Genomic DNA, 22,820 nt, shown 5'->3' with positions numbered 1-22,820 from the left:
CGCTGTCGAAGCGAGCGGCGGGGGCCGGGGATGAAAAAAACAGTTACCCGGCCTGATTGGCAACCTTTGGAGTAAGCACTAGAGTATGCGCGCGCAAAATGGGCCCCAGCCTTTCGTGCATCGGAGCCGCGTCTATTACGAAGACACCGATGCCGGTGGCATCGTCTATTACGTCAACTACCTCAAGTTCATGGAACGGGCTCGAACCGAATGCCTGCGGAGCCTGGGCTTTGCCCAGTCCGAGCTGGTCGGGGAGAACCTGTTGTTCGTCGTGCACTCGGCCGAGGCGCGTTATCACGCCCCCGCCAGGCTCGACGACGAGCTGACCATCAGCGCTGAAGTGATCGAATTGAACCGTGCCAGCCTGCGCTTTCGTCAACAGGTTAGGCGGGCTACGGATGATGCGCTGCTCTGTGAAGGGCAGTTCCTGGTGGCCTGTGTGCGCGCCGACAGTTTGAAACCCCGGGCGATCCCCGAAGCGCTGCGTTCAGCCTTCGCCGCCGTACCGGGCCAATCCCCTGCAGGAGACTAAGCGTGGAAGCCAACGTCGTCGACCATACCTCCATGTGGAGCCTGATCAGCAACGCCAGCATCGTGGTGCAACTGGTCATGCTCACTCTGGTGGCCGCCTCGGTCACCTCGTGGATCATGATTTTCCAACGCAGCAACCTGCTGCGCGCGGCCAAGAAATCCCTCGTGTCCTTCGAGGAGCGTTTCTGGTCGGGCATCGACCTGTCCAAGCTGTATCGCCAGGCCGGTAGCAACCCGGACCCGGATTCCGGCGTCGAGCAGATCTTCCGTGCCGGCTTCAAGGAATTCTCCCGCCTGCGCCAGCAGCCCGGCGTCGACCCGGATGCGGTGATGGAGGGCGTGGCCCGTGCCATGCGTGTAGCCATCTCCCGTGAGGAGGAGAAGCTCGAGCAAAGCCTGCCGTTCCTCGCCACCGTGGGCTCCACCAGCCCCTACATCGGCCTGTTCGGCACCGTCTGGGGGATCATGAACTCCTTCCGCGGCCTGGCTCAGGTGCAGCAGGCGACCCTGGCCACCGTGGCGCCCGGCATCGCCGAAGCGCTGATCGCCACCGCCATCGGCCTGTTCGCGGCGATCCCGGCGGTCATTGCCTATAACCGCTTCTCCGCTCGTGGCGAGACCCTGATCGGTCGCTACTACACCTTCGCCGACGAGTTCCAGGCCATCCTGCACCGCAAAGTACACACCAGCGACGAATAAGACGCAGGTTCAATAGAGGACAGGTTTCACGCCATGGCCAGAATTCGCCACAAACGCAAGCCGGTCGCCGAGATGAACGTGGTGCCCTACATCGACGTGATGTTGGTGCTGCTGGTCATCTTCATGGTGACCGCGCCGATGCTCAACCAGGGCGTCAAGGTCGACTTGCCGAAGGTCTCCAGCGAGGCGCTGCCCCAGGACAACGACTCTCGGGTGCTGACCATCTCCATCAAGGCCGACAAGAGCTACTACTGGAACATGGGCGAGGAAGTGGATCCGGACCAGGGCAAGGCCAGCGAGACGTCCAGCACGTTGCCGCAGCTGGTCCAGGCGGTCACGGCGATCATGAGCCAGAACGCCAGCCAGGGTAAGAAGGTCCAGGTCTTCGTGCGCGGCGACAAGGCCGTCGACTACGGCTCCGTGATGGCCGTCATGGGCGGCCTGCAGCAGGCCGGCGTGGGTAATGTCGGGCTGATCACCGAGGCGCCCTGATGCAGCAGCAGAGCGAACGCTCCCCATCGGAAAGCTACTTCTGGCCTGCGGTCTGGGCCATAGGCCTGCACGCGCTGATCTTCGGCACGCTGTTCGTCAGTTTCGCCTTCACCCCCGAGCTGCCGCCGTCGCGCCCCATCGTGCAGGCTACGCTCTATCAGCTGAAGTCGCAGAGCCCGGCGACCACCCAGACCAACCAGAAGATCGCCGGCGAAGCCAAGAAAACCGCTGCTCCTCAGTACGAAACCGAGCAGTTGGAGCAGAAGAAGGCCGAGCAGGAGAAGCAGGAGCAGCAGAAAGTGGCTGCTGCCAAGGCTGCGGAACAAAAGAAAGCCGACGAAGCTCGAAAAGCGGAAGAGGCGGCCGAAGCCAAGAAAGCCGACGACGCCAAGAAAGCTGAAGAAGCCAAGAAGCAGCAGGCCGACATCGCCAAGAAGAAGTCCGAAGAGGAAGCCAAGAAAAAGGCTGCCGAAGAGGCCAAGAAGAAAGCCGCTGAAGAAGCGAAGAAGAAAGCTGCAGCCGAGGCCGCCAAGAAAAAGGCTGCCGAGGATGCGAAGAAGAAGGCCGCCGCCGAAGCTGCGAAGAAAAAGGCAGCGGAGGAGGCTAAGCGTAAAGCCAACGACGAGAAGAAGGCCGCTGCGCTCGCAGAGCTGTTGTCCAATTCGGTAGAGCGCGAGGCGACCGCTTCTGACGAAGTAGGTGACACCACGGCCGGTAACTATGATGACTTGATTCGTCTGCGAGTATCGGAGCTGTGGACGAGGCCCCCGTCGGCACGCAATGGCATGTCGGTCGTGGTTCAGATCAATATGCTGCCGGACGGTACCATTACCAACGCTTCGATATCCCGCTCCAGCGGTGACTCGGCGTTCGACCAGTCGGCTATTAGTGCAGTGAAGAATGTGGGCCGTATTACCGAGATGCAGGGCATGAGTCCCGCGGACTTCAATCCCTACCGTTCATTCAAGATGACATTCACGCCTGAGGACCTAGCGTTGTGATGAAGATTCTTAAAGGTGTTCTGTTAACTCTTTTCTTCCTGGCTGGCGCTGCTCAGGCCGAGGAAAAGAACATTCTGGTATCCACGGGGGCCGACCGGGCTGTGCCCATCGCCGTCGTGCCCTTCGGCTGGCAGGGCGGTAACGTCCTGCCCGAGGACATGTCCGAGATCATTGGCAATGACCTGCGCAACTCCGGCTACTTCGAGCCCATTCCTCGGCAGAACATGATCAGCCTGCCGACCCAGGCCAGCGAAGTGATCTACCGCGACTGGAAGGCCCTCGGCGCCCAGTACGTGCTGGTGGGCAGCATCGCCCCCGCCGGCGGCCGCCTGCAGGTGCAGTTCGCCCTGTTCAACGTCGCCACCGAGCAACAGGTTTTCGCCGGCAGCGTCAGCGGTTCCACCGACCAGCTGCGCGACATGGCGCACTATGTGGCCGACCAGTCCTTCGAGAAGCTCACCGGCGTCAAGGGTGCGTTCTCCACCCGCATGCTCTACGTGACCGCAGAGCGTTTCTCGGTGAACAACACCCGCTACACCCTGCAACGCTCGGACTATGACGGCCAGCGCGCCGTGACCCTGCTGCAGTCGCGTGAGCCGATCCTCTCGCCGCGCTACGCGCCGGATGGCCGCCGCATCGCCTATGTCTCCTTCGAGCAGAAGCGCCCGCGCATCTTCATCCAGCACGTCGACACCGGTCGCCGCGAGCAGATCACCAACTTCGAAGGCCTGAACGGCGCGCCGGCCTGGTCGCCGGAAGGCAATCGCCTGGCGTTCGTGCTGTCCAAGGACGGCAACCCGGAGATCTACGTGATGGACCTGGGCAGCCGTCAGCTGCGCCGCGTCACCAATCACATGGCGATCGACACCGAACCCTTCTGGGGCGCCGATGGCCAGACCATCTATTTCACCTCGGATCGTGCCGGCAAGCCGCAGATCTACAAGACCAACATCAACGGCGGCGAGCCGCAGCGCGTGACCTTCGTGGGCAACTACAACGCCAACCCGAAGCTCTCGGCTGATGAAAAGACCCTGGTGATGATCCACCGCCAGGACGGCTTCACCAACTTCAAGGTGGCAGCCATGGACCTGGTGCGTGGCGGTGCTCCGCGCATCCTTTCCGGCACCACTCTGGATGACTCGCCCACTGTTGCGCCAAACGGCACCATGCTAATCTACGCCACCCGCCAGCAGGGCCGGGGAGTCCTGATGCTCGTGTCCACAAACGGGCGCGTGCGACTCCCGATTCCAACCGTTCAAGGCGATATCCGCGAACCGTCCTGGTCGCCGTACCTGAACTGACGCGGTATCCACTATTGTTTTGCTAAACACACTGGGGCTCATTAGGAGTTACATGATGGAAATGATTAAATTCGGTAAGTTCGCTGCTCTGGCTCTGGCCATGGCTGTTGCAGTTGGTTGCTCCTCCAAGGGCGGCGACGATTCCGGCCAGGGCGCTGTAGACCCGAACGCTGGCTACAACAGCGGCAACAGCGGTGTTGACGGCAGCCTGAGCGAAGAAGCCGCTCTGCGCGCCATCACCACCTTCTACTTCGAGTACGACAGCTCCGACCTGAAGCCGGAAGCCATGCGCGCTCTGGACGTACACGCCAAGGACCTGAAAGGCAACGGCGCTCGCGTCGTTCTGGAAGGCCACACCGACGAGCGCGGCACCCGCGAGTACAACATGGCTCTGGGCGAGCGTCGTGCCAAGGCCGTTCAGCGCTACCTGGTTCTGCAGGGCGTTTCCCCGGCTCAGCTGGAACTGGTTTCCTACGGCGAAGAGCGTCCGGTTGCCACTGGCAACGACGAGCAGTCCTGGGCTCAGAACCGTCGCGTCGAACTGCGTAAGTAATTCGATATGCGTAAGTGCCATCGTGCTTTGACTGTATTGGCCCTCAGCAGCCTGCCCCTGGCCGCCTTTGCTGAGGTTCCCGTGGTGGACGGAAACGATGCCGGTTACGGCAACAGTTACCCGCCCGCTGGTTATGGCACGACTGGCGCCTATGCCGGATCCGGGGCTTCGGCCCCGGTGTCCGCGCAAGGCGAGCTGTTCATGCAGCTGCAACAGATGCAGGAAGAGACTGCCCGCCTGCGCGGGATGGTCGAAGAACAGCAGAACGAGATCCAGCAACTCAAGCGTGAATCGCTGGAGCGCTACCAGGATCTGGATGGCCGCTTGAACGCGGGCGCAGCGGGCGCACCAGCTGCACAACAGAATTCCCCTGCCGATGGCGCGATCAACGCCGCCGGCACCCCCTCGGCCCCGGCACAACAGCCGGCCGCCAGCACCGAACCGGGCGATCCGGCGAAGGAAAAGCTGTACTACGACGCCGCCTTCGATCTGATCAAAGCCAAGGATTTCGACAAGGCCAGCCAGGCCTTCGGCGCGTTCCTGCGCAAGTACCCCAACAGCCAATACGCCGGCAACGCGCAGTATTGGCTGGGTGAGGTGAACCTCGCCAAGGGCGACCTGCAGGGCGCCGGCCAGGCCTTCGCCAAGGTCAGCCAGGTTTATCCGCAGCACGCCAAGGTGCCGGATTCCCTCTACAAGCTCGCCGACGTCGAGCAGCGCCTGGGTAACACCGACAAGGCCAAGGGCATCCTCAAGCAGGTCGTCGCCCAGTACCCGGGCAGCTCCGCCGCCCAGCTGGCGCAGCGGGACCTCCAGCGCCTGCCCTGATCCACGCCCCGAGCATCGATTAACCCGCGCCTGTCGCGGGTTTTTTCGTTTAGAATCGCCGCCCTCATATTTTCTTCCAGCAACGGAGGCGGATGGCCTGTTTAGCCGTCACGCCCGTGGCCCTTATGCAACAGACCCTGCGACTGACCGAGATCTTCTACTCGCTGCAGGGGGAGACGCGTACCGCCGGCTTGCCGACGGTATTCGTGCGCCTGACCGGCTGTCCCCTGCGCTGCCAGTACTGCGACACCGCCTACGCCTTCAATGGCGGCCAGATCCACACCCTGGACGACATCCTCGCCCAGGTGGCCGCCTACAAGCCCCGCTACGTCTGTGTGACGGGTGGTGAGCCACTGGCGCAACCCAACTGCATTCCGCTCCTGCAACGGCTTTGCGATGCCGGCTACGAGGTTTCCCTGGAGACCAGCGGAGCCCTGGATATCACCCCCGTGGACGCCCGCGTCAGCCGTGTCGTCGACCTGAAGACGCCAGGCTCCGCCGAAGTCGGGCGCAACCGCTACGAGAACCTGGCCCTGCTGACCCGCAACGACCAGGTGAAGTTCGTCATCTGCTCCCGCGAGGACTACGACTGGGCCGTGTCCAAGGTGATCGAGTACCGCCTGGAGCAACGCGCGGGTGAAGTGCTGTTCTCGCCCAGCCACCAGCAGGTGAGCGCGCGGAACCTGGCGGACTGGATAGTGGCCGACAACCTGCCGGTGCGCCTGCAGCTGCAATTGCACAAGATCCTCTGGAACGACGAGCCGGGACATTGATATGAGCGACAAGAAAGCGGTAATCCTCCTTTCCGGCGGCCTGGACTCCGCCACCGTGGTAGCCATGGCCCGTGCCGAAGGCTACGCCTGCTACACCATGAGCTTCGACTACGGCCAGCGTCATCGCGCCGAGCTGCAGGCGGCCGAGCGTGTGGCCCGGCAGTTGGGTGTGGTCGAACACAAGGTGATCGGCCTTAATCTCGATGGCATCGGTGGCTCGGCCCTGACCGACAGCAGCATCGATGTGCCGGAAGCCCCCACCGAAGGCATCCCGGTCACCTACGTGCCGGCACGCAACACCGTGTTCCTGTCCCTCGCCCTGGGATGGGCCGAAGTACTCGGTGCGCGGGATATCTTCATCGGCGTCAATGCCGTGGACTATTCCGGTTACCCGGATTGCCGCCCCGAGTTCGTCGAGGCCTTCCAGCGCATGGCCAACCTGGCGACCAAGGCCGGGGTGGAAGGGGACGGCTTCCGCATCCAGGCGCCGCTGCAGAACCTCAGCAAGGCGGATATCGTCCAGGCGGGCATGAAGCTTGGCGTCGACTACGCTTTGACGGTGTCCTGCTACCAGGCCGATGGCGAAGGCCGCGCCTGCCGCAAATGCGACAGCTGCCGCCTGCGTGCAGCCGGCTTCGAAGCGGCTGGGGTGCAGGATCCTACGAGATATTTCTGAAATATTTTCGATGGGGTGTTGAATTCCTGAATAAAATCAGTATTATGCGCTCCGCGTCGGGTCGTTAGCTCAGTCGGTAGAGCAGTTGGCTTTTAACCAATTGGTCGTAGGTTCGAATCCTACACGACCCACCATACAAGGCTCCGCGAGGAGCAACGGAAGCGGGAAGATCGAAAGGTCTTCCCGCTTTTCGTTTGCCCGTCGAAAAGTACGGTGCACTCGTCACCGGGGGACGGATGGCCCCTCCCGCAGCCATGCCCATTGGCGTTAATCTGCGTTATCATCCGCGCCCCGAACCGCATGGCCCCTGGCTTGGCGGGGCGGTGACCCAACAGGCTTTCGCGCAGTGCGCTCGCAGGTCCCGCAGACATGTCTCATCTCTCCGAACGTTTTCTCGTCCAGGCCCATCTCGCCGCCAAGCAGCCCCGGCAGCTTTCGGCTGATGAAGAGGCGCAGCTGCGTGCAGACATCGCCGCCGAGCTGAAGGCGCAGGATGCAGTGCTCGTTGCCCACTATTACTGTGACCCGGTGATCCAGGCCCTGGCCGAGGAAACCGGTGGTTGCGTGTCCGACTCGCTGGAGATGGCCCGCTTCGGCAACCAGCATTCGGCGAAGACGGTACTGGTGGCGGGCGTGCGCTTCATGGGGGAGACGGCGAAGATCCTCAACCCGGAAAAGCGCGTGCTGATGCCGACCCTGGAAGCGACCTGCTCCCTGGACCTGGGTTGCCCGGTGGATGAGTTCTCGGCCTTCTGCGACCAGCATCCTGAGCGCACCGTGGTCGTCTACGCCAACACCTCCGCGGCGGTGAAGGCCCGGGCCGACTGGGTGGTGACCTCCAGCTGCGCGCTGGAAATCGTCGAGAGCCTGATGGACAACGGCGAGAAGATCATCTGGGCGCCGGACCAGCATCTGGGCCGCTACATCCAGCGCGAGACCGGTGCCGACATGCTGCTCTGGGACGGTGCCTGCATCGTCCACGAAGAGTTCAAGGCCAAGCAGCTCGAAGACATGAAGGCGCTGTACCCGGAGGCGGCCATCCTGGTCCACCCGGAATCGCCCGAGGCGGTCATTGAGCTGGCCGATGCGGTGGGCTCCACCAGCCAGCTGATCAAGGCCGCGCAAACCCTGCCGAACAAAATGTTCATCGTCGCCACCGACCGCGGCATCTTCTACAAGATGCAGCAGCTGTGCCCGGACAAGCAGTTCATCGAAGCGCCTACCGCCGGCAATGGTGCCGCCTGCCGCAGCTGCGCGCACTGCCCCTGGATGGCCATGAACACCCTGGAGCGCACCCTGCAGTGCCTGCGCGAAGGCAGCAACGAAATCTTCGTCGATGCCGCGCTGGTGCCCCGGGCGATCAAGCCGCTCAAGCGCATGCTCGACTTCACCCAGGCCGCACGGTTGAAGCTCGCCGGCAACGCCTGATCGGCGCGCACAAAAAAGCCCGGACCTGTCCGGGCTTTTTCATGTGCGCTTGCTGTCAGCGCATCATCTGCTTGATGGTCTTCTGCTGCTCGATCATTTCCTGCTGACGTGCATCGATGCGCGAGGCGAGTGGGAAGTTGTTGGTGGCACGGCGCTTGGCGAAATCCAGCTGCTCGATGGCCTGGTCGTAGTCGCCGACCAGGGCGAAGAACTCCGCGCGCGCCTGGTGCAGGCCGATGGTGTTGCCGGCCAGCCCACGTACTTCGGCCACCTGGTACCAGACGTCCGGGTCGTTGGGTCGGGACTTCACCAGGCCGTCGAGGATCTTCTCCGCTTCCTGGGGCCTGTTGAGCTTGAGCATCAGGTCGCTGCGTGCCTGCTTCAGCGGGTAGTTGTTGGGGTATAGGCCCAGCAGCCGGTCGACCCGTTGCTGGGCGTCCTGCAGGCGGTTGGCGGTGATATCCAGGTCCACCTGGGCGAGGTTGTAGACGATCTCGTTGGGCGACTTGGCCAGCAGTTGCGCCAGGCCCTCACGCGCTTCGTTGAGCTGGCCGTTCTTGATCTGCGCAATGGCCAGGCCGTAACGCGCGGCATCCAGCTTGGGATCGGCATCGAGCATGGCGCGGAAGCGCTTGGCAGAGATCCCCGGGGTTTCTTCGAACATCAGCTGCACGCGGGCGCGCATCAGCTGGTAGCGCAGGCTGTTCTCCACGCCGCCTGGGGGCGCCTGTTCGGCACGGTTGCGGGTGTCGGCGATACGCGATTCGGTCACCGGGTGGGTGAGGAGGAATTCCGGCGGCTTGGAGTCGTAGCGGTACTGGCGCATCAGGCGCTCGAACATGTTGGGCATGGCGCGGGGGTCGTAGCCGGCCTTTTCCAGGTTGAGCAGGCCGATGCGGTCGGCTTCCTGTTCGTTCTGCCGGGAGAAGCGGCGCTGCTCCTGGATCGCCGCGGCCTGGGTCGACATGATCGCCGCCATGCCTGCGTCACCGGCGCCCGCGGCGGCTGCGACGATACCGGCCAGCATGGCCGCCATCACCGGGATCTGCATGCGTTGCTGGGCTTCGATACCGCGCGCGAAGTGGCGTTGCGACAGGTGAGCCAGTTCGTGGGCGAGGACCGAAGCGTACTCGGCTTCGTTCGGTGCATAGAGGAACAGGCCGCCGTTGACGCCGACGATGCCGCCCGGTGCGGCAAAGGCGTTGAGCTGCGGGCTCTTGAGCAGCACGAACTCCAGGCGGCGGTCCTGCAACTGGCTGGTTTCGGCCAGGCGGTAGACGCTGGTTTCGACATAGTCCTTGAGCTGCGGGTCCGGGAGCTGTTCCACCTGGCCACGCAGCAGGCTGAGCCAGGCGCGGCCCAACTGGTGTTCCTGTTCCGGGGAGACGATGGCCGAACTGGAGTCGCCGAGGGACGGCAGGTCATCGGCCATCACGGGCGATGCGAGGAGGCAGGCAAGCGTCAGCAGAGTGGGGCGCAGCGGATTCATGCACAGGGCTCTTGTCGGCAAAGCGCTAACTGTAGCCTCCCGCCCGGTCGGCTGGCCAGGGTTGCGCGGGCTTCTGTATCCTAGGCGCCCTCCTGGAGAACACCCATGACAGACGCCACCGGCGCTCCCGATACCTTCGACGCCGAACTCGACGCCAGCGGGCTCAACTGCCCCTTGCCGCTGCTCAAGGCCAAGCTGGAACTCAACCGTTTGGCGAGTGGCGCGGTGCTCAAGGTCACCGCCACCGATGCCGGTTCGCAACGCGACTTCCGCGCCTTCGCTCGCCTCGCCGGCCACGTGCTGCTACACGAGGACGAGCAGGGCGGCACCTATCGCTACTGGCTGCGCAAGGCCTGAATTTCTCCGCTTACCAAGGAACTCCGATGTTCAAGGTGCTTCGCGATTGGGTGCAGCGCTACTTCTCCGATGAAGAAGCGGTGGTACTGGCGGTCTTCCTGGTCCTGGGCTTCACCCTCGTCCTCACCCTCGGCAACATGCTGGCGCCGGTCCTGGCGGGTCTGGTGCTGGCCTTCCTGATGCAGGGGGTGGTGAATTTCCTCGAGCGTCTGCGCATGCCCGAGACGCTGGCCGTGTGGCTGGTGTTCGCGCTGTTCATCGGTGCCCTGGCGCTGTTCCTGGTGGTGCTCATGCCGCTGCTCTGGCAGCAGCTCAGCACCCTGTTCAACGAGCTGCCGCGCATGCTCGGCGAGTGGCAATCGCTGCTCCTGCTGCTGCCCGAGCGTTACCCGCACCTGGTCACCGACGAGCAGGTGCTCAATGCCATCGAGGTGACCCGCAGCGAGATCGGCAAGTTCGGCCAGTGGGCGCTGACCTTCTCGCTCTCCAGCCTGCCGCTGGTGGTCAACCTGATGATCTACCTGGTGCTGGTGCCGATCCTGGTGTTCTTCTTCCTCAAGGACCGCGAGCTGATCCAGCGCTGGATGAGCGGCTACCTGCCGCGCGAGCGGGCGCTGATGACCCAGGTCTGGCGGGAGATGCACCAGCAGATCGCCAACTACATCCGCGGCAAGGTGATCGAGATCGTCATCTGCGGTGGGGTGACCTACGTCGCCTTCGTCTCTCTCGGGCTCAACTATGCGGCGTTGCTGGCCCTGTTGGTCGGCCTCTCGGTGGTGGTGCCCTACATAGGCGCGGTGGTGGTGACCGTGCCGGTGGCCCTGATCGCGCTGTTCCAGTGGGGCTGGGGCGACCAGTTCATCTACCTGATGGTGGTCTACGGGGTGATCCAGGCGCTGGATGGCAACATCCTGGTGCCCTTGCTGTTCTCCGAGGCGGTGAACATGCACCCGGTGGCGATCATCTGCGCGGTGCTGCTGTTCGGCGGGCTCTGGGGCTTCTGGGGCATCTTCTTCGCCATCCCTCTGGCGACCCTGTTCAAGGCGGTACTGGATGCCTGGCCCCGCAGCGGGCCCCTGCGGGAAGGGCCATCACCGCTGATGTGAGTGCACATGAAAAAGGCCGCGATCGCGGCCTTCTTTCATTGCGTCTGCATGGCGCCTGGGCTCAGCCCTTGTTCAGCGCCTGCGCGGCGGCGAGAACGGCATCCACATGGCCGGGGACCTTCACGCCACGCCACTCCTGGCGCAGCACGCCGTCCTTGTCGATGAGGAAGGTGCTGCGGTCGACGCCCATGTATTCCTTGCCATAGAGCTTCTTCAGCTTGATCACGTCGAACAGCTGGCAGACCGCCTCGTCCTTGTCGGAGATCAGCTCGAAGGGGAACTCCTGCTTGCACTTGAAGTTCTCGTGGGACTTCAGGCCATCGCGGGAGACGCCGAAGATCACCGTGTTGGCTGCTGCGAAGGCGCCATGCTGGTCACGGAAACCCTGGCCTTCGGTGGTGCAGCCCGGGGTGCTGTCCTTCGGGTAGAAATAGATCACTACCTGCTTGCCCTTGAGGGCGGAGAGGGTCACCTGCTGGCCGCTGGTGGCGGGGGCGGTGAAGTCGGCGACCGGTTGGTCGATGGCTACGGCCATGTCTTGCTCCTTACGGGTGCTGCGGGCGCCAGGGCTCGATCAGCGCGTCGAGGTTCAGCGCGTCGGCGAAGTCGAGGAACTGATCGCGCAGCCAGCTGATCTGGGTGCCGGCGGGCAGCGTCACGGTGATGGTGGCGTTGAGCATGGTGCTCATGGTCTGCGGCGCCTGGTAGGTGTCGCAGGTGAGGCTCTCCAGTTCGACACGGTGATCGATGAAGAACTGGCACAGCTCGTTGAGGATATCCGGGCGGTACGCGGCGCTGACGTAGGCGACGTAGGGCAGCGACTGCGGGCGGGGTTCCAGCGCGGCGCTGCGGGTCACCTGGGTGGTGAACTCATGACGCTTGGCCAGGGCGGGCAGGCCGGCTTCGAGGCGGGCCAGGGCATCCCAGCTGCCGGATACCTGCAGCACCAGGGCGCAGTACTCGCCGTGGCGGGTCAGGCGGCTGCTGACCACTGCGCAGCGGTTTTCCTGGCTGGCTCGGCACAGCACGTTGGTCAGCTCCATCGGGTTGACGCCAAGGGCACTGATCACAAGGAATTGTTCGCGGGGCGGGGTGGTGGACATGCAGCATTCCTAAAGCGAGAGGAGGGCGGGCAAAGCCGCGCCGATCAAAGCGGGAAGGTTAGCGAAAAGCGCCGCCGAGGGGAATGCTTGAGGCACCCTCGTCAGCTTGTGCTGGGCAATGGGCACCAGTACCATTACGGCTCTCTTTTTCCGGCAGGAGCGGTTGCATGATTGCGGGCAGTATGGTGGCACTGGTCACGCCCATGGATGCACAAGGTCAACTGGACTGGGCGAGTCTGACCAAGCTGGTGGATTTCCACTTGCAGGAAGGCACCAACGCCATAGTCGCAGTCGGCACCACGGGTGAATCCGCGACGCTGGACGTGAACGAACACATCGAAGTCATCCGCCGCGTGGTGGATCAGGTCAATGGCCGCATCCCGGTCATCGCCGGCACCGGTGGCAACTCCACCCGTGAGTCGGTCGACCTCACCGCCGCCGCCAAGGGCGTGGGCGCCGATGCCTGCCTGCTGGTGACCCCGTACTACAACAAGCCGACCCAGGAAGGCCTGTACCAGCATTTCCGCCACATCGCCGAATCCGTCGCGATTCCGCAGATCCTCTACAACGTCCCCGGCCGCACCGTCTGCGACATGCTGCCCGAGACCGTCGAGCGCCTGGCGAAGATCTCCAACATCATCGGTATCAAGGAAGCCACCGGCGACCTCAAGCGTGGCCAGGAAGTACTGGATCGCGTGAGCAAGGACTTCCTCGTCTATTCCGGTGACGACGCCACGGCCGTCGAGCTGATGCTCATGGGCGGCAAGGGCAACATCTCCGTGACCGCCAACGTCGCCCCCCGCGAGATGGCCGAACTCTGCGCCGCCGCCATGCGTGGCGATGCTGAAACCGCCCGTGCCATCAACGACAAGCTGATGCCGCTGCACAAGGCGCTGTTCATCGAATCGAACCCGATCCCGGTGAAATGGGCCCTGCACGAGATGGGCCTGATGCCCGACGGCATCCGTCTGCCGCTGACCTGGCTCAGCCCGCGTTGCCACGAACCGCTGCGTCAGGCGCTCCGCCAGTCCGGTGTATTGGTTTAATCCGAGGAATTACTACGCATGAAGCGACTGGCCGGACTTTCCGCTCTCGCCCTGATGATCTCCAGCACCAGCGGCTGCGGCTGGCTTTGGGGCGAAGATGGCTATTTCCGCGACCGCGGCAACGACTACCTGGAAGCGCGCCAGACCGCGCCCATGCAGCTGCCTCCGGATGCCCAATCCAAACGCCTTGACCCGTTGCTGCCGGTGCCGGTGAACGTCGCCGACAGCCGCAACGATGCCGACTACGAAGTCCCGCGCCCGCAGCCCCTGCAGGTCAAGGGCGAGGTCAGCGACTACAGCCTGCAGAAGAGCGGCGACTCCCGTTGGGTGGTTGCCCAGCGCGTCCCGGCCGAAGTGTGGCCGGTCGCTCGCCAGTTCTTCGAAGACGGCGGCTTCAAGGTCGTCGACGAGCGCCCGCAGACCGGTGAGTTCAGCACCGGCTGGCAGCGCCTGGATCAGCTCTCCGCTCCCCTGGCACGTCGCCTGGGCAGCCGCGTGAGCGGTGTCGAGCCCGACAGCGAAGTGCGTGCCCGTGTGCGCATCGAGCCGGGTGTGCAGCGCAACACCAGCGAGATCTTCGTCCTCACCACCACCCGTCCGGCAGGCAGCACCGCCGACACCGGCTGGCCGAGCCGTTCCGACAGCCCGAGCCTCGAGGCCGCGCTGATGGACGAAATGCTCGCCACCATGGCGCGTAGCGCCGAGCAGGGTGGTTCCGTGTCCCTGCTGGCCGCCCGTGACTTCGATGCGCCGAGCCGCGTGACCCTGTCCGAAGACGGCAGCGGTAACCCGATCCTCAACCTGGGCGCCGACTTCGACCGTTCCTGGTCGAGCGTGGGCCGTGCCCTGGAAGTGGCCGACGTACGCGTCGACGACATCAACCGCAGCCTGGGCGTGTACTACATCAACCTCGCCGAAGGCGCGGAGAAGGACCAGGAACCCGGTTTCTTCAGCCGCCTGTGGGGCAGCGCGCCCAGCAAGGAAGAGATCGAAGCCCGTGCCGACCGTTACCAGGTCCGCCTGACCCGTGTCGGCGACAGCGTGCAGGTCACCGTGGAGAAGGACATCAACACCGTGGCACCCGCCGATGTGGCGCGCCGCGTGCTGGGCCTGATCCAGGAAAACCTCGGCTGAGGCCGGACCGACCGGGTGGCGGGCAACCTCCACCCGGGCTCCAGTCGACGCGCCCCAGGGCGCGGCGACAAGACAATAGGCGAAACCCCGCAGGTTTCGCCTGTTTCGTTTAACAGAGGCGGAAAATCCCCATGACCACTCCCAGCACCCTGAGCCTGAAGAAGATCTACTCCGGTAAAGTCCGCGACCTCTATGAGATCGATGCCAAGCGCATGCTCATGGTCGCCACCGACCGGCTCTCGGCCTTCGACGTAATCCTCGAACAGCCGATCCCGGACAAGGGCAAGATCCTCACCGCCATCTCCAACTTCTGGTTCGACAAGCTCGCCGACGTGGTGCCCAACCACTTCACCGGCGACAAGGTCGAGGACGTGGTCCCCGCTGCAGAGCTGCCGCTGGTGGAAGGTCGCGCCGTGGTCGCCAAGCGCCTCAAGCCCGTTGCCGTCGAAGCCATCGTGCGCGGCTACATCGTCGGCTCCGGCTGGAAGGAGTACCAGAAGAGCGGCACCGTCTGCGGCATTCAGTTGCCTGCCGGCCTCAAGGAGGCCTCCAAGCTGCCCCAGCCGATCTTCACCCCCTCGACCAAGGCCGCCGTAGGCGACCATGACGAGAACATCTCCTTCGAGCAGTGCGAAGCCATCATCGGCAAGGAGCTGGCCGCCAAGGTGCGTGACACCGCCATCGCCCTCTACAGCACCGCCGTCGAATACGCGGCCACCCGCGGCATCATCATCGCCGACACCAAGTTCGAGTTCGGTATCGACGAAGACGGCACCCTGACCCTGATGGACGAGGTGCTGACCCCCGACTCCAGCCGCTTCTGGCCGGTGGAGAGCTACGTCGAAGGCAGCAACCCGCCCAGCTTCGACAAGCAGTTCGTCCGTGACTGGCTCGAATCCACCGGCTGGAACAAGGAGCCGCCGGCTCCCGCCGTGCCTGCCGAAGTCGCGCAGAAGACCGCCGACAAGTACCGCGAAGCCCTGACCAAGCTCACCGCCTGATCCCAGCGGCAGGGCTGCCAGCCCGGGCAATACGCAAGCATCTGAATGCACGCGAAAAAATTGCCTCGGCGGGCTTCGCCAAACGCCTTTCAGCTGGTATCATGCGCGCCGTTCGGGAAGATGCCGGAGTGGCCGAACGGGACGGATTCGAAATCCGTTGTGTCAGCAATGGCACCTAGGGTTCAAATCCCTATCTTCCCGCCATATCCAGAAAACCCCGCAGTCGAAAGACTGCGGGGTTTTTTATTTGCGGCGCGAAAACACCCGCAGGTTGGTGCCGGGCGCAACGAGGCCCAACACGACCTTTTCCAGTCCTCCGCTCTCTGTCGAATTCCGTGGTGACCGGCTCATCCGGCCTTGCTTCGAGATACTGGCCACACAATATTTTTCTGATATCAAATTGAAGTCAGCTGCCTGCACGTTCGTCGCAGCTTGCGCCTTTTTGTATCGAAAAAGCGACAAAGTGCACGTTTTCCCCGTCACGCGCGAAGAACCCCGGCTACACCCTCCAGTCTAGGTTTTAGGCCGTCCGAAGGATGAAGTACCGGACAGTGGCGCAATGCCATTTCAGGCCTGCCTACAACCACTTCAAAAGGATTGGAGTCAGCATGAAAAATAATTTCAGACGTGTTGTCGGTTCCCTCGCTTTCGCCGTTTCCACCGCTTCCTTCGCCAGCCCCGCCGCAGACGCCGAATTCAAGGAATTCTGGAGCCCCGGTAAGCCCAACCCTTCCATCTGCAACTCACCGCTGCTGGTCGGCACGCCGCTCGGCCTGCCGCGCTGCCTGCAAGCGAGCAACGTCTTCACCCGGCTCCAGGCGCTGCAGGACATCGCCAGCCTCAACGGGGGTAACCGCGCCGCGGGCCAACCGGGCTATCAGGCGTCCATCGACTATGTGAAGAAGACCCTGCAGAAGGCCGGCTACCAGGTGAAGGTGCAGCCGTTCCCCTTCACGGCCTACTACCCGAAAGGGCCGGGCACCCTGAATGCGATCACACCGACTCCCGGTAACTATGTCTGGGATACGGATTTCACCTACCTCTCGCAAAGCGAGGCCGGTGACGTGAGCGCCAAGGTGGTGCCCGTGGATGTGGCCCTGGGAGCGGGCAACAACTCCTCCAGCGGCTGCGAGGCGGAAGACTTCGCCAACTTCCCCAGCGGGTCCATCGCGCTGATCCAGCGGGGCACCTGCAACTTCGAGATCAAGGCCGAGAACGCGGCCGCCGCTGGTGCTGCCGGGGTGATCATCTTCAACCAGGGCAACACCGACGACCGCAAGGGCCTGGAGAACGTCACCCTGGGGGATGGCTACGAAGGCGGCATCCCGGTGATCTTCGCCACCTACGACAACGGTGCGGCCTGGGCTGGTACACAAGGCCTGCAACTGCGTATGGTGGTCGACGTGGTGCGCTCCAAGACCCAGACCTACAACCTGGTGGCCGAGACCCGCTACGGCAACCCGAACAACGTGGTGATGGTGGGTTCGCACCTGGACTCCGTGTTCGAGGGCGCGGGTATCAACGACAACGGTTCCGGCAGCGCCGCGTTGCTGGAGATGGCCGTGTTGCTGCGCAAGGCCTACCCGCTGAACAAGGTGCGTTTCGCCTGGTGGGGCGCCGAGGAGTCCGGACTGGTGGGTTCGACCTACTACGTCAACAACCTCACCCCCGAGGAGAAGAAGAAGATCAAGGCCTACCTGAACTTCGACATGATCGGCTCGCCGAACTACGCGAACTTCATCTATGACGGCGACGGTTCGTCCTTCGGCCTGAAGGGGCCGGCCGGTTCGGCGGCGATCGAGCACCTCTTCGAGGCCTACTTCAAGCTGCGCCGTGCGCAGTTCGAAGGCACCGAGATCGACTTCCGCTCCGACTATGCGCAGTTCTTCGAGGATGGCATCGCCTTCGGTGGCCTGTTCACCGGCGCCGAGGACATCAAGACCGAAGAGCAGGCGCAGAAATATGGCGGCGCAGCCGGCCAGCCGTTCGACCCCTGCTACCACAGTGCCTGTGACAGCACGGCGAACATCGATCTCGATGCACTGGAGATCAATGGTGACGCCATGGCGTTCGCCACCAGCTGGCTGTCGATTTCCACCAAGATCATCGACGACGAAATCGCAGCGGCGAAGAAGGCCCAGGGCGCGACCCTGCGCAAGGCCGCCGTGCGCGATATCGAACGTTGGGGTGATGCCTACATCAAGTAACGCCTGATCGAACTTGCGCCGGGAACCCCGGCGCAAGCTCCCCATTGACGAAGCCTTGGCGCACAAATACTGTATATATGAACAGTATATGGAGGCTCCGCCATGGGTAACGTCCGCATCATCGGCCGCTTGGGGCCGTCATTCGCCAAACTTCCGCTCTACACCCTCGCCATTGACGAAAACGCCAAAGGGCCGGTGCGCTTGCGTCTGGAAGGCTGCGTCAGCCTGGACGAGCTCCTGGGCATCGACATTCCACAAACCTTCACCGTGCGTCTGGAAGACGACAGCATGGATGGCATGGGCCTGGTCGCCGGTGACCTGCTGCTGGCGGATCGCTCCCGCGTAACCGTCGACGGCAGCCTGGTGGTGGCGGTCATCGATGGGGATTTCTACATACGCCGGTTGCGCCACGAGGACGGGCGCCGCGTGCTGCTGGCGGAGAACGCCCGTTACCCTGCGCTGAACCTCTCGCCCGAGCAGGATTGGATGATCCGCGGCGTGGTCACCCACAGCTTCCGTCGACCGGAGCGCTGGCAGCCATTGGCGTGAGGGGAGGGTGAAGCCGTACCTCAGTGATGGGGTACGGTCGCCTGCCGGGATTTGCGCTCGCTAGCCGGGTGTTCGGCGTGCTCACGTGGCGCTCGGGTGGTGGGGTGATGGTGGTGATGGGTGATTCTGAGCATGGCCCAGAGCATCGCAACGGCTACCAGCAGCCAACCCAGGATCAACAACACGATAAAGGCTTCAGGACTCATCGCTAACCGCCTCGGTGCCCGCAGATGGGCACACATCTGGAGTTTAGTCCGGCATCCGTGACGCTTCCCTGACAGGCCCCGCCTTCGGTCGGCTGGCCGGTTCCTTTGGGCGAAATGCGCCGGTGCTTGAAAACTTCGGCAGCAGGGGCGCAATAAAGTGCGGGTCGAACGACGTGCGGCGGGGTGCCTCAGTTGCAGAAGCGCTCCATGTTCTGCCGGGCTTTCTCATTGGGAGCGTTGCGCTGCTGGGCGGTCCAGAACTGGCACTTGGGGCTGGCCAGGCGTTCCGCCTCTTCGATACGGGCGTTGTCGCGCTGCTGGGCGGCACTCTGGTTCTGCTGGTAGCGCTCGAACATCTGCGCGTTGCTTTGTGGGGCGGGTGCAGGTGTGGGGGCAGGCCCCACCGGCGAACCCAAGGGTGCGATGGCGCTCTGGCCCACTTGCTCCCAGGCGGCGCTCACCAGGTGGCGATAGCCGAACCAGGCGGTGCCGGCAACGGCGACGAAACCGAGCCAGATGCCCAGGGCGATGCACAGCACCAGTTTCACCGGGTTGAGGCTGACGTGAAGTGTGCGGCTGCGAGTGGGCATGGGGACCTCCTGTGTGGCCAATGGACCGACCCGGGCGTGCCAGGTTCGACCTCAATGGGCTGCTATCACCTCATAGCATTGCCGAGTGCCACCGATCATCAGAGTGATCTCCGCGCCGGCGTCCTTGCCCAGCAAGGCCTGTCCCAGCGGGGAGCGTGGGGTGATCACGGTGATTTCCCCGTGTTCGCCCTGCACTTTCAGCCCGGCGGCTTCCGGGCCGAGGAAGAGTAGCTGGCCGCTGCCGTTCTCGGTCTCCAGGTGCACCAGGGCGCTGAGCTGGATGCCGAGGGCCGGGTCATGCTCGCGCAGTACCAGGTTCTGGAACAGCCCGATCGCCTGCTTGATCTCGGCCGCGCGGCGGGCTTGCCCGGTTGCCAGGTAGGAAGCTTCCAGGCCCAGGGTGTCGTACTTGTTCTCGGCAACGTTCTCTTCATGGGTCGCCGCTTCATAGGCCGTCTGTGCGGCGCGTTGCAGCAAGTCCAGGTCGTCCGAGAGCTTGTCGATGATCAGGTGCTGGATACGGGCTTTGTCCATGGAGGAGGTTCCTGCGGCGAAGGGTGCATTCTACGGCTGCCAATCGGTGAAGAGGAGGGGATTGTATTTTGTGTGTTTGCAGCATATTTGCTTTATATTGATGCAAACGCACGGAGGAATCCCATGAGCGCCCTCAGCCGCCCCACCCTCGATCCCGATGCCGTACTGGCCAAGGCCCTGCTCAATACCCGTGAGCAACTGGGGCTGACCCAACAGCAACTGGCCGATATCGTCGGGGTGCACCGAACCGCCATCACCCGCTGGGCGGACAGCGGCGGCATCCGCCCGCAGAGCAAGACCGGCGAGCTCGCGCTGCTGCTGATCCGCGCCTACCGCGCCCTGTTCGCCCTGTTCGGCGGCAACCTCGACGACATGCGCCATTTCCTGCGCACCGAGAACCGCCACCTGGGTGCCGTGCCCCTCGAACTGATGGCCCAGGTGCAGGGTCTGGTAAGGGTGGTGGAGTACCTGGACGCCATACGCGGCAAGATCTGAACGTCCCCGATAACAACAACGAAGGAAGGCTGGACATGGATATCTGGACGACCTGCCAAGGCTCGGAACGGATCAGGCCCTTGCGTGGCCGCCTGGTGCGCCTGGTGGAGAGCCAGGAGCAGGTGGCCACTCTGCAACTGGTGGATAACCTCGCCGAGCAGGCGCTGCTGGAAGAGCTGATCGAGACCAGCAAGCCGCCACTGCCCCGTAGCGCCGAACCGCTGCACTACCTGCTGAAGACTCCGTTCCGCTACCCGCCGTTGCGCTGGGGATCGCGCTTCGGCACCGTTCATGAGCCCAGCCTGTTCTATGCCGCATCACGCCTGGAAACCGCCATGGCCGAAGGCGCCTTCTACCGCTTCGTGCTGTGGAGCGGCATGGCGGTGCCGCCGCCCAGCGGGCGTATTCTGTCCGAGCATTCGTCCTTCGAGGCGCGCTTCCAGGTCGAGCGCGGTGTGCAGCTGCAATTGCCGCCTTTTGATGCCCACGACGAAGCACTCGCCGATCCGGTGGACTACCGCACCAGCCAGGCGCTGGGTGCCGCCATGCGCGCTGCGGGGGTCGAGGCCTTCGAGTACCGTTCCGCGCGTTGCCCGTTGCAGGGCACCAACATCGCCCTGTTCACCCCTGAAGCCTTCACCGAGCGGCGGCCGCGCAATCTCACGCCCTGGCTCTGCGAAACCACCGCCGAATACGTCGCCTTCAAGCACGCTCAGGCACCGGACACACCGCGCCTGTTCCGCATGACCCAGTTCCTCGTCAACGGTCGCTTGCCGCAGCCGGCATGAGTCCCTCCCGATGAGCGAATCCTGGCCGCAACGGCTGCTGTCCCTGGTCGGTTCCCCCGCCGGAATCGCCGCGAGCTACGTGGAGTCGCTGCTGCCCGCGGCGGCAGAGCGCGGCCTGGATGTCAGCGAGTTGCTACGGGTTGTGGATATCCCGGCGGAGCAGCTGGCGTTGCCGGGCTATCGCTTGCCACTGTTCAAGGCCTTTGCCTTGCTGTTGCAGGCCGAGCGCCTGGGGGGCGACCCGTTGATCGGCCTGCGCCTGGGCCTGGCTGTACGTCCGCGTTCGTTCCAGGTGCTCGGTTATTCGGCCATGAGTTGCGCCACGCTCGGTGAGGCCATCCAGCGCTTGCAGCGTTTCGAGCAACTGGTCTGGGACATCGGCGAAACCCGGCTGGAGGAGGAGGGTGAACAGGTTGCCCTGACCTGGCGGCCACGCTTGCTGCCCTGGGTGCCCCGCCAGGCGGTGGAGATGGCCCTGGCCGGCTGGCTGGCCTTCGGTCGCTGGCTGAGTGACGGACGCGCGCAGCCCTTGCGGGTGGAGTTCCGCCATCGCCTCGACACGGCTGCCGATGTCTACGCCGAGGTGCTTGGCTGCCCGGTCCAGGGCGGTTGCACGCGCAATGCGGTGGTTTTCCACAGGGCGCTGCTGCAGACACCGTTGCGTGAGGCCGACCCCCACCTACGCAGCCTGATGGATGCACAGGGCGAAGCCTGCCTGGCGGCCTATCGCCTCGACGCCAACCTGGCCAACGAGGTGCGGGCGGCGCTTTGCACCGGTCTGGCGCAGGGGCAGATCGGCCTCGATGACGTGGCCGGGCATCTGGGGCTCACTGCACGCATCCTGCGTCGTCGCCTGGGGGAAGCCGGCCTGGCCTTGCCCGGTCTGCTCGATGAAGTGCGCAAGGATCTGGCGCAGCTTTACCTGCAGCACACCGATTTCGCCTTGCTGGAAATCGCCTACCTGTTGGGCTTCGCCGAACAAAGCTCATTCTCCCGAGCCTTTCGTCGCTGGACGGGCTTGCCGCCGACGGCCTTTCGCCGGGAAAAAGGGGCCGAAGCGCCCTGAAACGGGGCGCTGCAGGGGTTGACAGGAATGAGTTGTGCACAATGGCGAAGCACCTTGTCATTTCGCAGTCACATTCGCGCGTAACCGCTTGATTCTTCGTGGCGCTTTATTAAAGCAATGAAAAATAAAGGGTTTTCAGGTTGGTGAAAAAATCGTCAATTTGACGGGAGCGCCCGTTTCATCGGGTGTGAAGGGGATTTCTCGCTGCTTTCCCACAGAGTTATCCACAGCTTCTGTGGATTGTCCCGAGCGCTTGCTCTAGAACGCCACTCCCAGGCTTGGCAAGACTTTACCTGCGGCGAAAAAGGAGTAGAGTGCGCGACCTTCCCGGCCGCCACACCCCTTTACATGAAGTCCAGAGCACTCGTCGAAACCGCCCAGCAGAACCAACGCTTGCCCCTGCGCGTGGCCCTCTGGTTGCTCGACAACCCTCGCCTCGGCCAGGCCGCCAGCGTCAAACGGCTGGCCGGCAAACTGCTCAAGCAACCGGCCCGCCAAGGGGTGGTGGCTGCCCAGAGCCGCCTCGGGCAGATGCTCTGCCGCGACTGTGGCAACACCCGTGATCGCCGTATCGGCTTCGACATGCTGCGCCAGGCTGCCCGCGCCGGTGATCGCCGCGCCCAGCTCGAACTGGGCCGCCTTTATGCACAGCCCCGCACCCAGGAACTGCAGCAGGCCCGCCACTGGCTGGAGCAGGCCGCCGCCCAGGGTTCCCACGAAGCTCAGCGCCTGTTGAGCCGCCTGCCCCGCGCCTGACCGCCGCGCGGGCGCTGGGTATACTGCCCGGCATCCTTCCGCGGAGCCTTCCATGCCCCTCGACCTGCCCAACCTGCTGATCGGCCTCGCGCTTGCCGCTGTTCCCCTGTT

General features: G+C 63.8%; 26 protein-coding genes and 2 tRNA genes. 23 read left to right on the top strand and 5 right to left on the bottom strand.

The genetic code is table 11. The annotated features are described in order from the left end of the window. Nucleotides 1-85: 85 nt before the first annotated feature. The 11 genes from ybgC (at nt 86) to nadA (ending at nt 8,282) form a co-directional block, all read left to right on the top strand. Nucleotides 86-532 (top strand): tol-pal system-associated acyl-CoA thioesterase, encoded by a 447-nt coding sequence (gene ybgC, locus OEJ36_RS00220; protein ID WP_263399927.1) that lies wholly within the window; start codon nt 86-88, stop codon nt 530-532. A gap of 2 nt (nt 533-534) precedes the next feature. Further along, nucleotides 535-1,230 (top strand): protein TolQ, encoded by a 696-nt coding sequence (gene tolQ, locus OEJ36_RS00215; RefSeq protein WP_184487741.1) that lies wholly within the window; start codon nt 535-537, stop codon nt 1,228-1,230. Between the two features lie 33 nt (nt 1,231-1,263). Then, on the top strand, nt 1,264-1,722 hold the full coding sequence (gene tolR / locus OEJ36_RS00210; protein WP_263399926.1) for a protein TolR: 459 nt from the start codon (nt 1,264-1,266) through the stop codon (nt 1,720-1,722). After that, the gene (gene tolA / locus OEJ36_RS00205; RefSeq protein WP_263399925.1) at nt 1,722-2,723 is read left to right on the top strand and encodes a cell envelope integrity protein TolA; all 1,002 of its coding nucleotides are present in this window, start codon (nt 1,722-1,724) and stop codon (nt 2,721-2,723) included. The genes tolR and tolA overlap by 1 nt, the downstream gene beginning before the upstream one ends. After that, entirely contained in the window at nt 2,723-4,024 is a 1,302-nt protein-coding gene (tolB, locus tag OEJ36_RS00200) for a Tol-Pal system beta propeller repeat protein TolB (RefSeq protein ID WP_263399924.1), read from the top strand. Before tolA ends, tolB begins: the two co-directional genes overlap by 1 nt. Before the next feature lie 55 nt (nt 4,025-4,079). Next, nucleotides 4,080-4,577 carry a peptidoglycan-associated lipoprotein Pal gene (gene pal, locus OEJ36_RS00195; RefSeq protein WP_111263836.1) on the top strand — a complete coding sequence of 166 codons (498 nt, stop codon included), beginning with the start codon at nt 4,080-4,082 and terminating at the stop codon, nt 4,575-4,577. A gap of 6 nt (nt 4,578-4,583) precedes the next feature. After that, a complete protein-coding gene (ybgF, locus tag OEJ36_RS00190; RefSeq protein WP_263399923.1) occupies nt 4,584-5,405 on the top strand; it encodes a tol-pal system protein YbgF in 822 nt (273 codons plus the stop codon). 125 nt (nt 5,406-5,530) lie between these two features. Continuing rightward, nucleotides 5,531-6,178 (top strand): 7-carboxy-7-deazaguanine synthase QueE, encoded by a 648-nt coding sequence (queE, locus tag OEJ36_RS00185; protein WP_263399922.1) that lies wholly within the window; start codon nt 5,531-5,533, stop codon nt 6,176-6,178. Between the two features lies 1 nt (nt 6,179). Then, the gene (gene queC, locus OEJ36_RS00180) at nt 6,180-6,854 is read left to right on the top strand and encodes a 7-cyano-7-deazaguanine synthase QueC (RefSeq protein WP_263399921.1); all 675 of its coding nucleotides are present in this window, start codon (nt 6,180-6,182) and stop codon (nt 6,852-6,854) included. 58 nt (nt 6,855-6,912) lie between these two features. Further along, nucleotides 6,913-6,988 (top strand) — tRNA-Lys (locus OEJ36_RS00175). A 235-nt stretch (nt 6,989-7,223) separates the two neighbouring features. Continuing rightward, on the top strand, nt 7,224-8,282 hold the full coding sequence (gene nadA / locus OEJ36_RS00170; protein ID WP_043243095.1) for a quinolinate synthase NadA: 1,059 nt from the start codon (nt 7,224-7,226) through the stop codon (nt 8,280-8,282). Nucleotides 8,283-8,337: 55 nt separating this feature from the next. On the opposite strand, the gene OEJ36_RS00165 is transcribed toward nadA, so the two are convergent. Then, nucleotides 8,338-9,771, bottom strand: coding sequence for a M48 family metalloprotease (locus OEJ36_RS00165; protein ID WP_263399920.1), 1,434 nt, complete (start codon nt 9,769-9,771; stop codon nt 8,338-8,340). 105 nt (nt 9,772-9,876) lie between these two features. On the opposite strand from OEJ36_RS00165, the gene OEJ36_RS00160 reads away from it, so the two are divergent. Together OEJ36_RS00160 and OEJ36_RS00155 are read left to right on the top strand one after the other, a co-directional pair. Then, complete coding sequence (locus OEJ36_RS00160; RefSeq protein WP_263399919.1) at nt 9,877-10,128, top strand: sulfurtransferase TusA family protein; 252 nt, start codon at nt 9,877-9,879, stop codon at nt 10,126-10,128. A 26-nt stretch (nt 10,129-10,154) separates the two neighbouring features. Then, nucleotides 10,155-11,234, top strand: a complete 1,080-nt coding sequence (locus OEJ36_RS00155; protein ID WP_021221411.1) for an AI-2E family transporter — start codon at nt 10,155-10,157, stop codon at nt 11,232-11,234. Nucleotides 11,235-11,295: 61 nt separating this feature from the next. Here OEJ36_RS00155 and OEJ36_RS00150 read toward each other — a convergent pair whose 3' ends face one another. Further along, complete coding sequence (locus tag OEJ36_RS00150; RefSeq protein WP_263399918.1) at nt 11,296-11,769, bottom strand: peroxiredoxin; 474 nt, start codon at nt 11,767-11,769, stop codon at nt 11,296-11,298. A gap of 10 nt (nt 11,770-11,779) precedes the next feature. Beyond that, nucleotides 11,780-12,337 (bottom strand): glycine cleavage system protein R, encoded by a 558-nt coding sequence (locus OEJ36_RS00145; RefSeq protein WP_021221409.1) that lies wholly within the window; start codon nt 12,335-12,337, stop codon nt 11,780-11,782. Between the two features lie 167 nt (nt 12,338-12,504). Between OEJ36_RS00145 and dapA the strand changes: the two genes are divergently transcribed. The 6 genes from dapA to OEJ36_RS00115 all read left to right on the top strand — a co-directional run bounded on the left by dapA (nt 12,505) and on the right by OEJ36_RS00115 (nt 18,274). Next, complete coding sequence (dapA, locus tag OEJ36_RS00140; protein WP_021221407.1) at nt 12,505-13,383, top strand: 4-hydroxy-tetrahydrodipicolinate synthase; 879 nt, start codon at nt 12,505-12,507, stop codon at nt 13,381-13,383. A gap of 18 nt (nt 13,384-13,401) precedes the next feature. Next, nucleotides 13,402-14,517: an outer membrane protein assembly factor BamC gene (gene bamC, locus OEJ36_RS00135; protein WP_021221406.1), complete on the top strand. Its 1,116-nt coding sequence runs from the start codon at nt 13,402-13,404 to the stop codon at nt 14,515-14,517. Nucleotides 14,518-14,648: 131 nt separating this feature from the next. After that, a complete protein-coding gene (locus tag OEJ36_RS00130) occupies nt 14,649-15,518 on the top strand; it encodes a phosphoribosylaminoimidazolesuccinocarboxamide synthase (protein ID WP_263399917.1) in 870 nt (289 codons plus the stop codon). 114 nt (nt 15,519-15,632) lie between these two features. Beyond that, nucleotides 15,633-15,722, top strand: a tRNA-Ser gene (locus tag OEJ36_RS00125). 404 nt (nt 15,723-16,126) lie between these two features. Next, entirely contained in the window at nt 16,127-17,725 is a 1,599-nt protein-coding gene (locus OEJ36_RS00120; RefSeq protein WP_263399916.1) for a M28 family metallopeptidase, read from the top strand. A gap of 102 nt (nt 17,726-17,827) precedes the next feature. Then, nucleotides 17,828-18,274 (top strand): LexA family protein, encoded by a 447-nt coding sequence (locus OEJ36_RS00115; protein ID WP_263399915.1) that lies wholly within the window; start codon nt 17,828-17,830, stop codon nt 18,272-18,274. Nucleotides 18,275-18,668: 394 nt separating this feature from the next. Here OEJ36_RS00115 and OEJ36_RS00105 read toward each other — a convergent pair whose 3' ends face one another. Further along, the gene (locus OEJ36_RS00105; protein WP_263399913.1) at nt 18,669-19,070 is read right to left on the bottom strand and encodes a hypothetical protein; all 402 of its coding nucleotides are present in this window, start codon (nt 19,068-19,070) and stop codon (nt 18,669-18,671) included. 51 nt (nt 19,071-19,121) lie between these two features. Further along, nucleotides 19,122-19,604 (bottom strand): GreA/GreB family elongation factor, encoded by a 483-nt coding sequence (locus tag OEJ36_RS00100; RefSeq protein ID WP_263399912.1) that lies wholly within the window; start codon nt 19,602-19,604, stop codon nt 19,122-19,124. A gap of 123 nt (nt 19,605-19,727) precedes the next feature. Here OEJ36_RS00100 and OEJ36_RS00095 point away from each other — a divergent pair, with 123 nt between their 5' ends. From OEJ36_RS00095 to OEJ36_RS00080, 4 genes are all read left to right on the top strand, one after another. Beyond that, nucleotides 19,728-20,099 (top strand): antitoxin Xre/MbcA/ParS toxin-binding domain-containing protein, encoded by a 372-nt coding sequence (locus OEJ36_RS00095; protein WP_021221398.1) that lies wholly within the window; start codon nt 19,728-19,730, stop codon nt 20,097-20,099. Between the two features lie 35 nt (nt 20,100-20,134). Next, nucleotides 20,135-20,887: an RES family NAD+ phosphorylase gene (locus tag OEJ36_RS00090; protein ID WP_263399911.1), complete on the top strand. Its 753-nt coding sequence runs from the start codon at nt 20,135-20,137 to the stop codon at nt 20,885-20,887. 10 nt (nt 20,888-20,897) lie between these two features. Next, nucleotides 20,898-21,953 (top strand): AraC family transcriptional regulator, encoded by a 1,056-nt coding sequence (locus tag OEJ36_RS00085; protein ID WP_263399910.1) that lies wholly within the window; start codon nt 20,898-20,900, stop codon nt 21,951-21,953. Between the two features lie 348 nt (nt 21,954-22,301). Further along, entirely contained in the window at nt 22,302-22,709 is a 408-nt protein-coding gene (locus tag OEJ36_RS00080; RefSeq protein WP_263399909.1) for a tetratricopeptide repeat protein, read from the top strand. Nucleotides 22,710-22,820: the final 111 nt, after the last annotated feature.

This window comes from Pseudomonas sp. PDM13 (genome assembly GCF_025685765.1).
GTDB classification, from domain to species: Bacteria; Pseudomonadota; Gammaproteobacteria; order Pseudomonadales; family Pseudomonadaceae; genus Metapseudomonas; species Metapseudomonas solani.
Note: the sequence above shows the minus strand (reverse complement) of the source record. Positions and strands in the feature narration are given on the sequence as shown.

Bases quoted from the DNA above. Each gene is read 5' to 3' on its own strand.
- ybgC (WP_263399927.1), top strand. From the start codon at position 86: ATGCGCGCGCAAAATGGGCCCCAGCCTTTCGTGCATCGGAGCCGCGTC.
- tolR (WP_263399926.1), top strand. From the start codon at position 1,264: ATGGCCAGAATTCGCCACAAACGCAAGCCGGTCGCCGAGATGAACGTG.
- tolA (WP_263399925.1), top strand. From the start codon at position 1,722: ATGCAGCAGCAGAGCGAACGCTCCCCATCGGAAAGCTACTTCTGGCCT.
- tolB (WP_263399924.1), top strand. From the start codon at position 2,723: ATGAAGATTCTTAAAGGTGTTCTGTTAACTCTTTTCTTCCTGGCTGGC.
- pal (WP_111263836.1), top strand. From the start codon at position 4,080: ATGGAAATGATTAAATTCGGTAAGTTCGCTGCTCTGGCTCTGGCCATG.
- ybgF (WP_263399923.1), top strand. From the start codon at position 4,584: ATGCGTAAGTGCCATCGTGCTTTGACTGTATTGGCCCTCAGCAGCCTG.
- queE (WP_263399922.1), top strand. From the start codon at position 5,531: ATGCAACAGACCCTGCGACTGACCGAGATCTTCTACTCGCTGCAGGGG.
- queC (WP_263399921.1), top strand. From the start codon at position 6,180: ATGAGCGACAAGAAAGCGGTAATCCTCCTTTCCGGCGGCCTGGACTCC.
- nadA (WP_043243095.1), top strand. From the start codon at position 7,224: ATGTCTCATCTCTCCGAACGTTTTCTCGTCCAGGCCCATCTCGCCGCC.
- OEJ36_RS00165 (WP_263399920.1), bottom strand. From the start codon at position 9,771: ATGAATCCGCTGCGCCCCACTCTGCTGACGCTTGCCTGCCTCCTCGCA.
- OEJ36_RS00160 (WP_263399919.1), top strand. From the start codon at position 9,877: ATGACAGACGCCACCGGCGCTCCCGATACCTTCGACGCCGAACTCGAC.
- OEJ36_RS00155 (WP_021221411.1), top strand. From the start codon at position 10,155: ATGTTCAAGGTGCTTCGCGATTGGGTGCAGCGCTACTTCTCCGATGAA.
- OEJ36_RS00150 (WP_263399918.1), bottom strand. From the start codon at position 11,769: ATGGCCGTAGCCATCGACCAACCGGTCGCCGACTTCACCGCCCCCGCC.
- OEJ36_RS00145 (WP_021221409.1), bottom strand. From the start codon at position 12,337: ATGTCCACCACCCCGCCCCGCGAACAATTCCTTGTGATCAGTGCCCTT.
- dapA (WP_021221407.1), top strand. From the start codon at position 12,505: ATGATTGCGGGCAGTATGGTGGCACTGGTCACGCCCATGGATGCACAA.
- bamC (WP_021221406.1), top strand. From the start codon at position 13,402: ATGAAGCGACTGGCCGGACTTTCCGCTCTCGCCCTGATGATCTCCAGC.
- OEJ36_RS00130 (WP_263399917.1), top strand. From the start codon at position 14,649: ATGACCACTCCCAGCACCCTGAGCCTGAAGAAGATCTACTCCGGTAAA.
- OEJ36_RS00120 (WP_263399916.1), top strand. From the start codon at position 16,127: ATGAAAAATAATTTCAGACGTGTTGTCGGTTCCCTCGCTTTCGCCGTT.
- OEJ36_RS00115 (WP_263399915.1), top strand. From the start codon at position 17,828: ATGGGTAACGTCCGCATCATCGGCCGCTTGGGGCCGTCATTCGCCAAA.
- OEJ36_RS00105 (WP_263399913.1), bottom strand. From the start codon at position 19,070: ATGCCCACTCGCAGCCGCACACTTCACGTCAGCCTCAACCCGGTGAAA.
- OEJ36_RS00100 (WP_263399912.1), bottom strand. From the start codon at position 19,604: ATGGACAAAGCCCGTATCCAGCACCTGATCATCGACAAGCTCTCGGAC.
- OEJ36_RS00095 (WP_021221398.1), top strand. From the start codon at position 19,728: ATGAGCGCCCTCAGCCGCCCCACCCTCGATCCCGATGCCGTACTGGCC.
- OEJ36_RS00090 (WP_263399911.1), top strand. From the start codon at position 20,135: ATGGATATCTGGACGACCTGCCAAGGCTCGGAACGGATCAGGCCCTTG.
- OEJ36_RS00085 (WP_263399910.1), top strand. From the start codon at position 20,898: ATGAGCGAATCCTGGCCGCAACGGCTGCTGTCCCTGGTCGGTTCCCCC.
- OEJ36_RS00080 (WP_263399909.1), top strand. From the start codon at position 22,302: ATGAAGTCCAGAGCACTCGTCGAAACCGCCCAGCAGAACCAACGCTTG.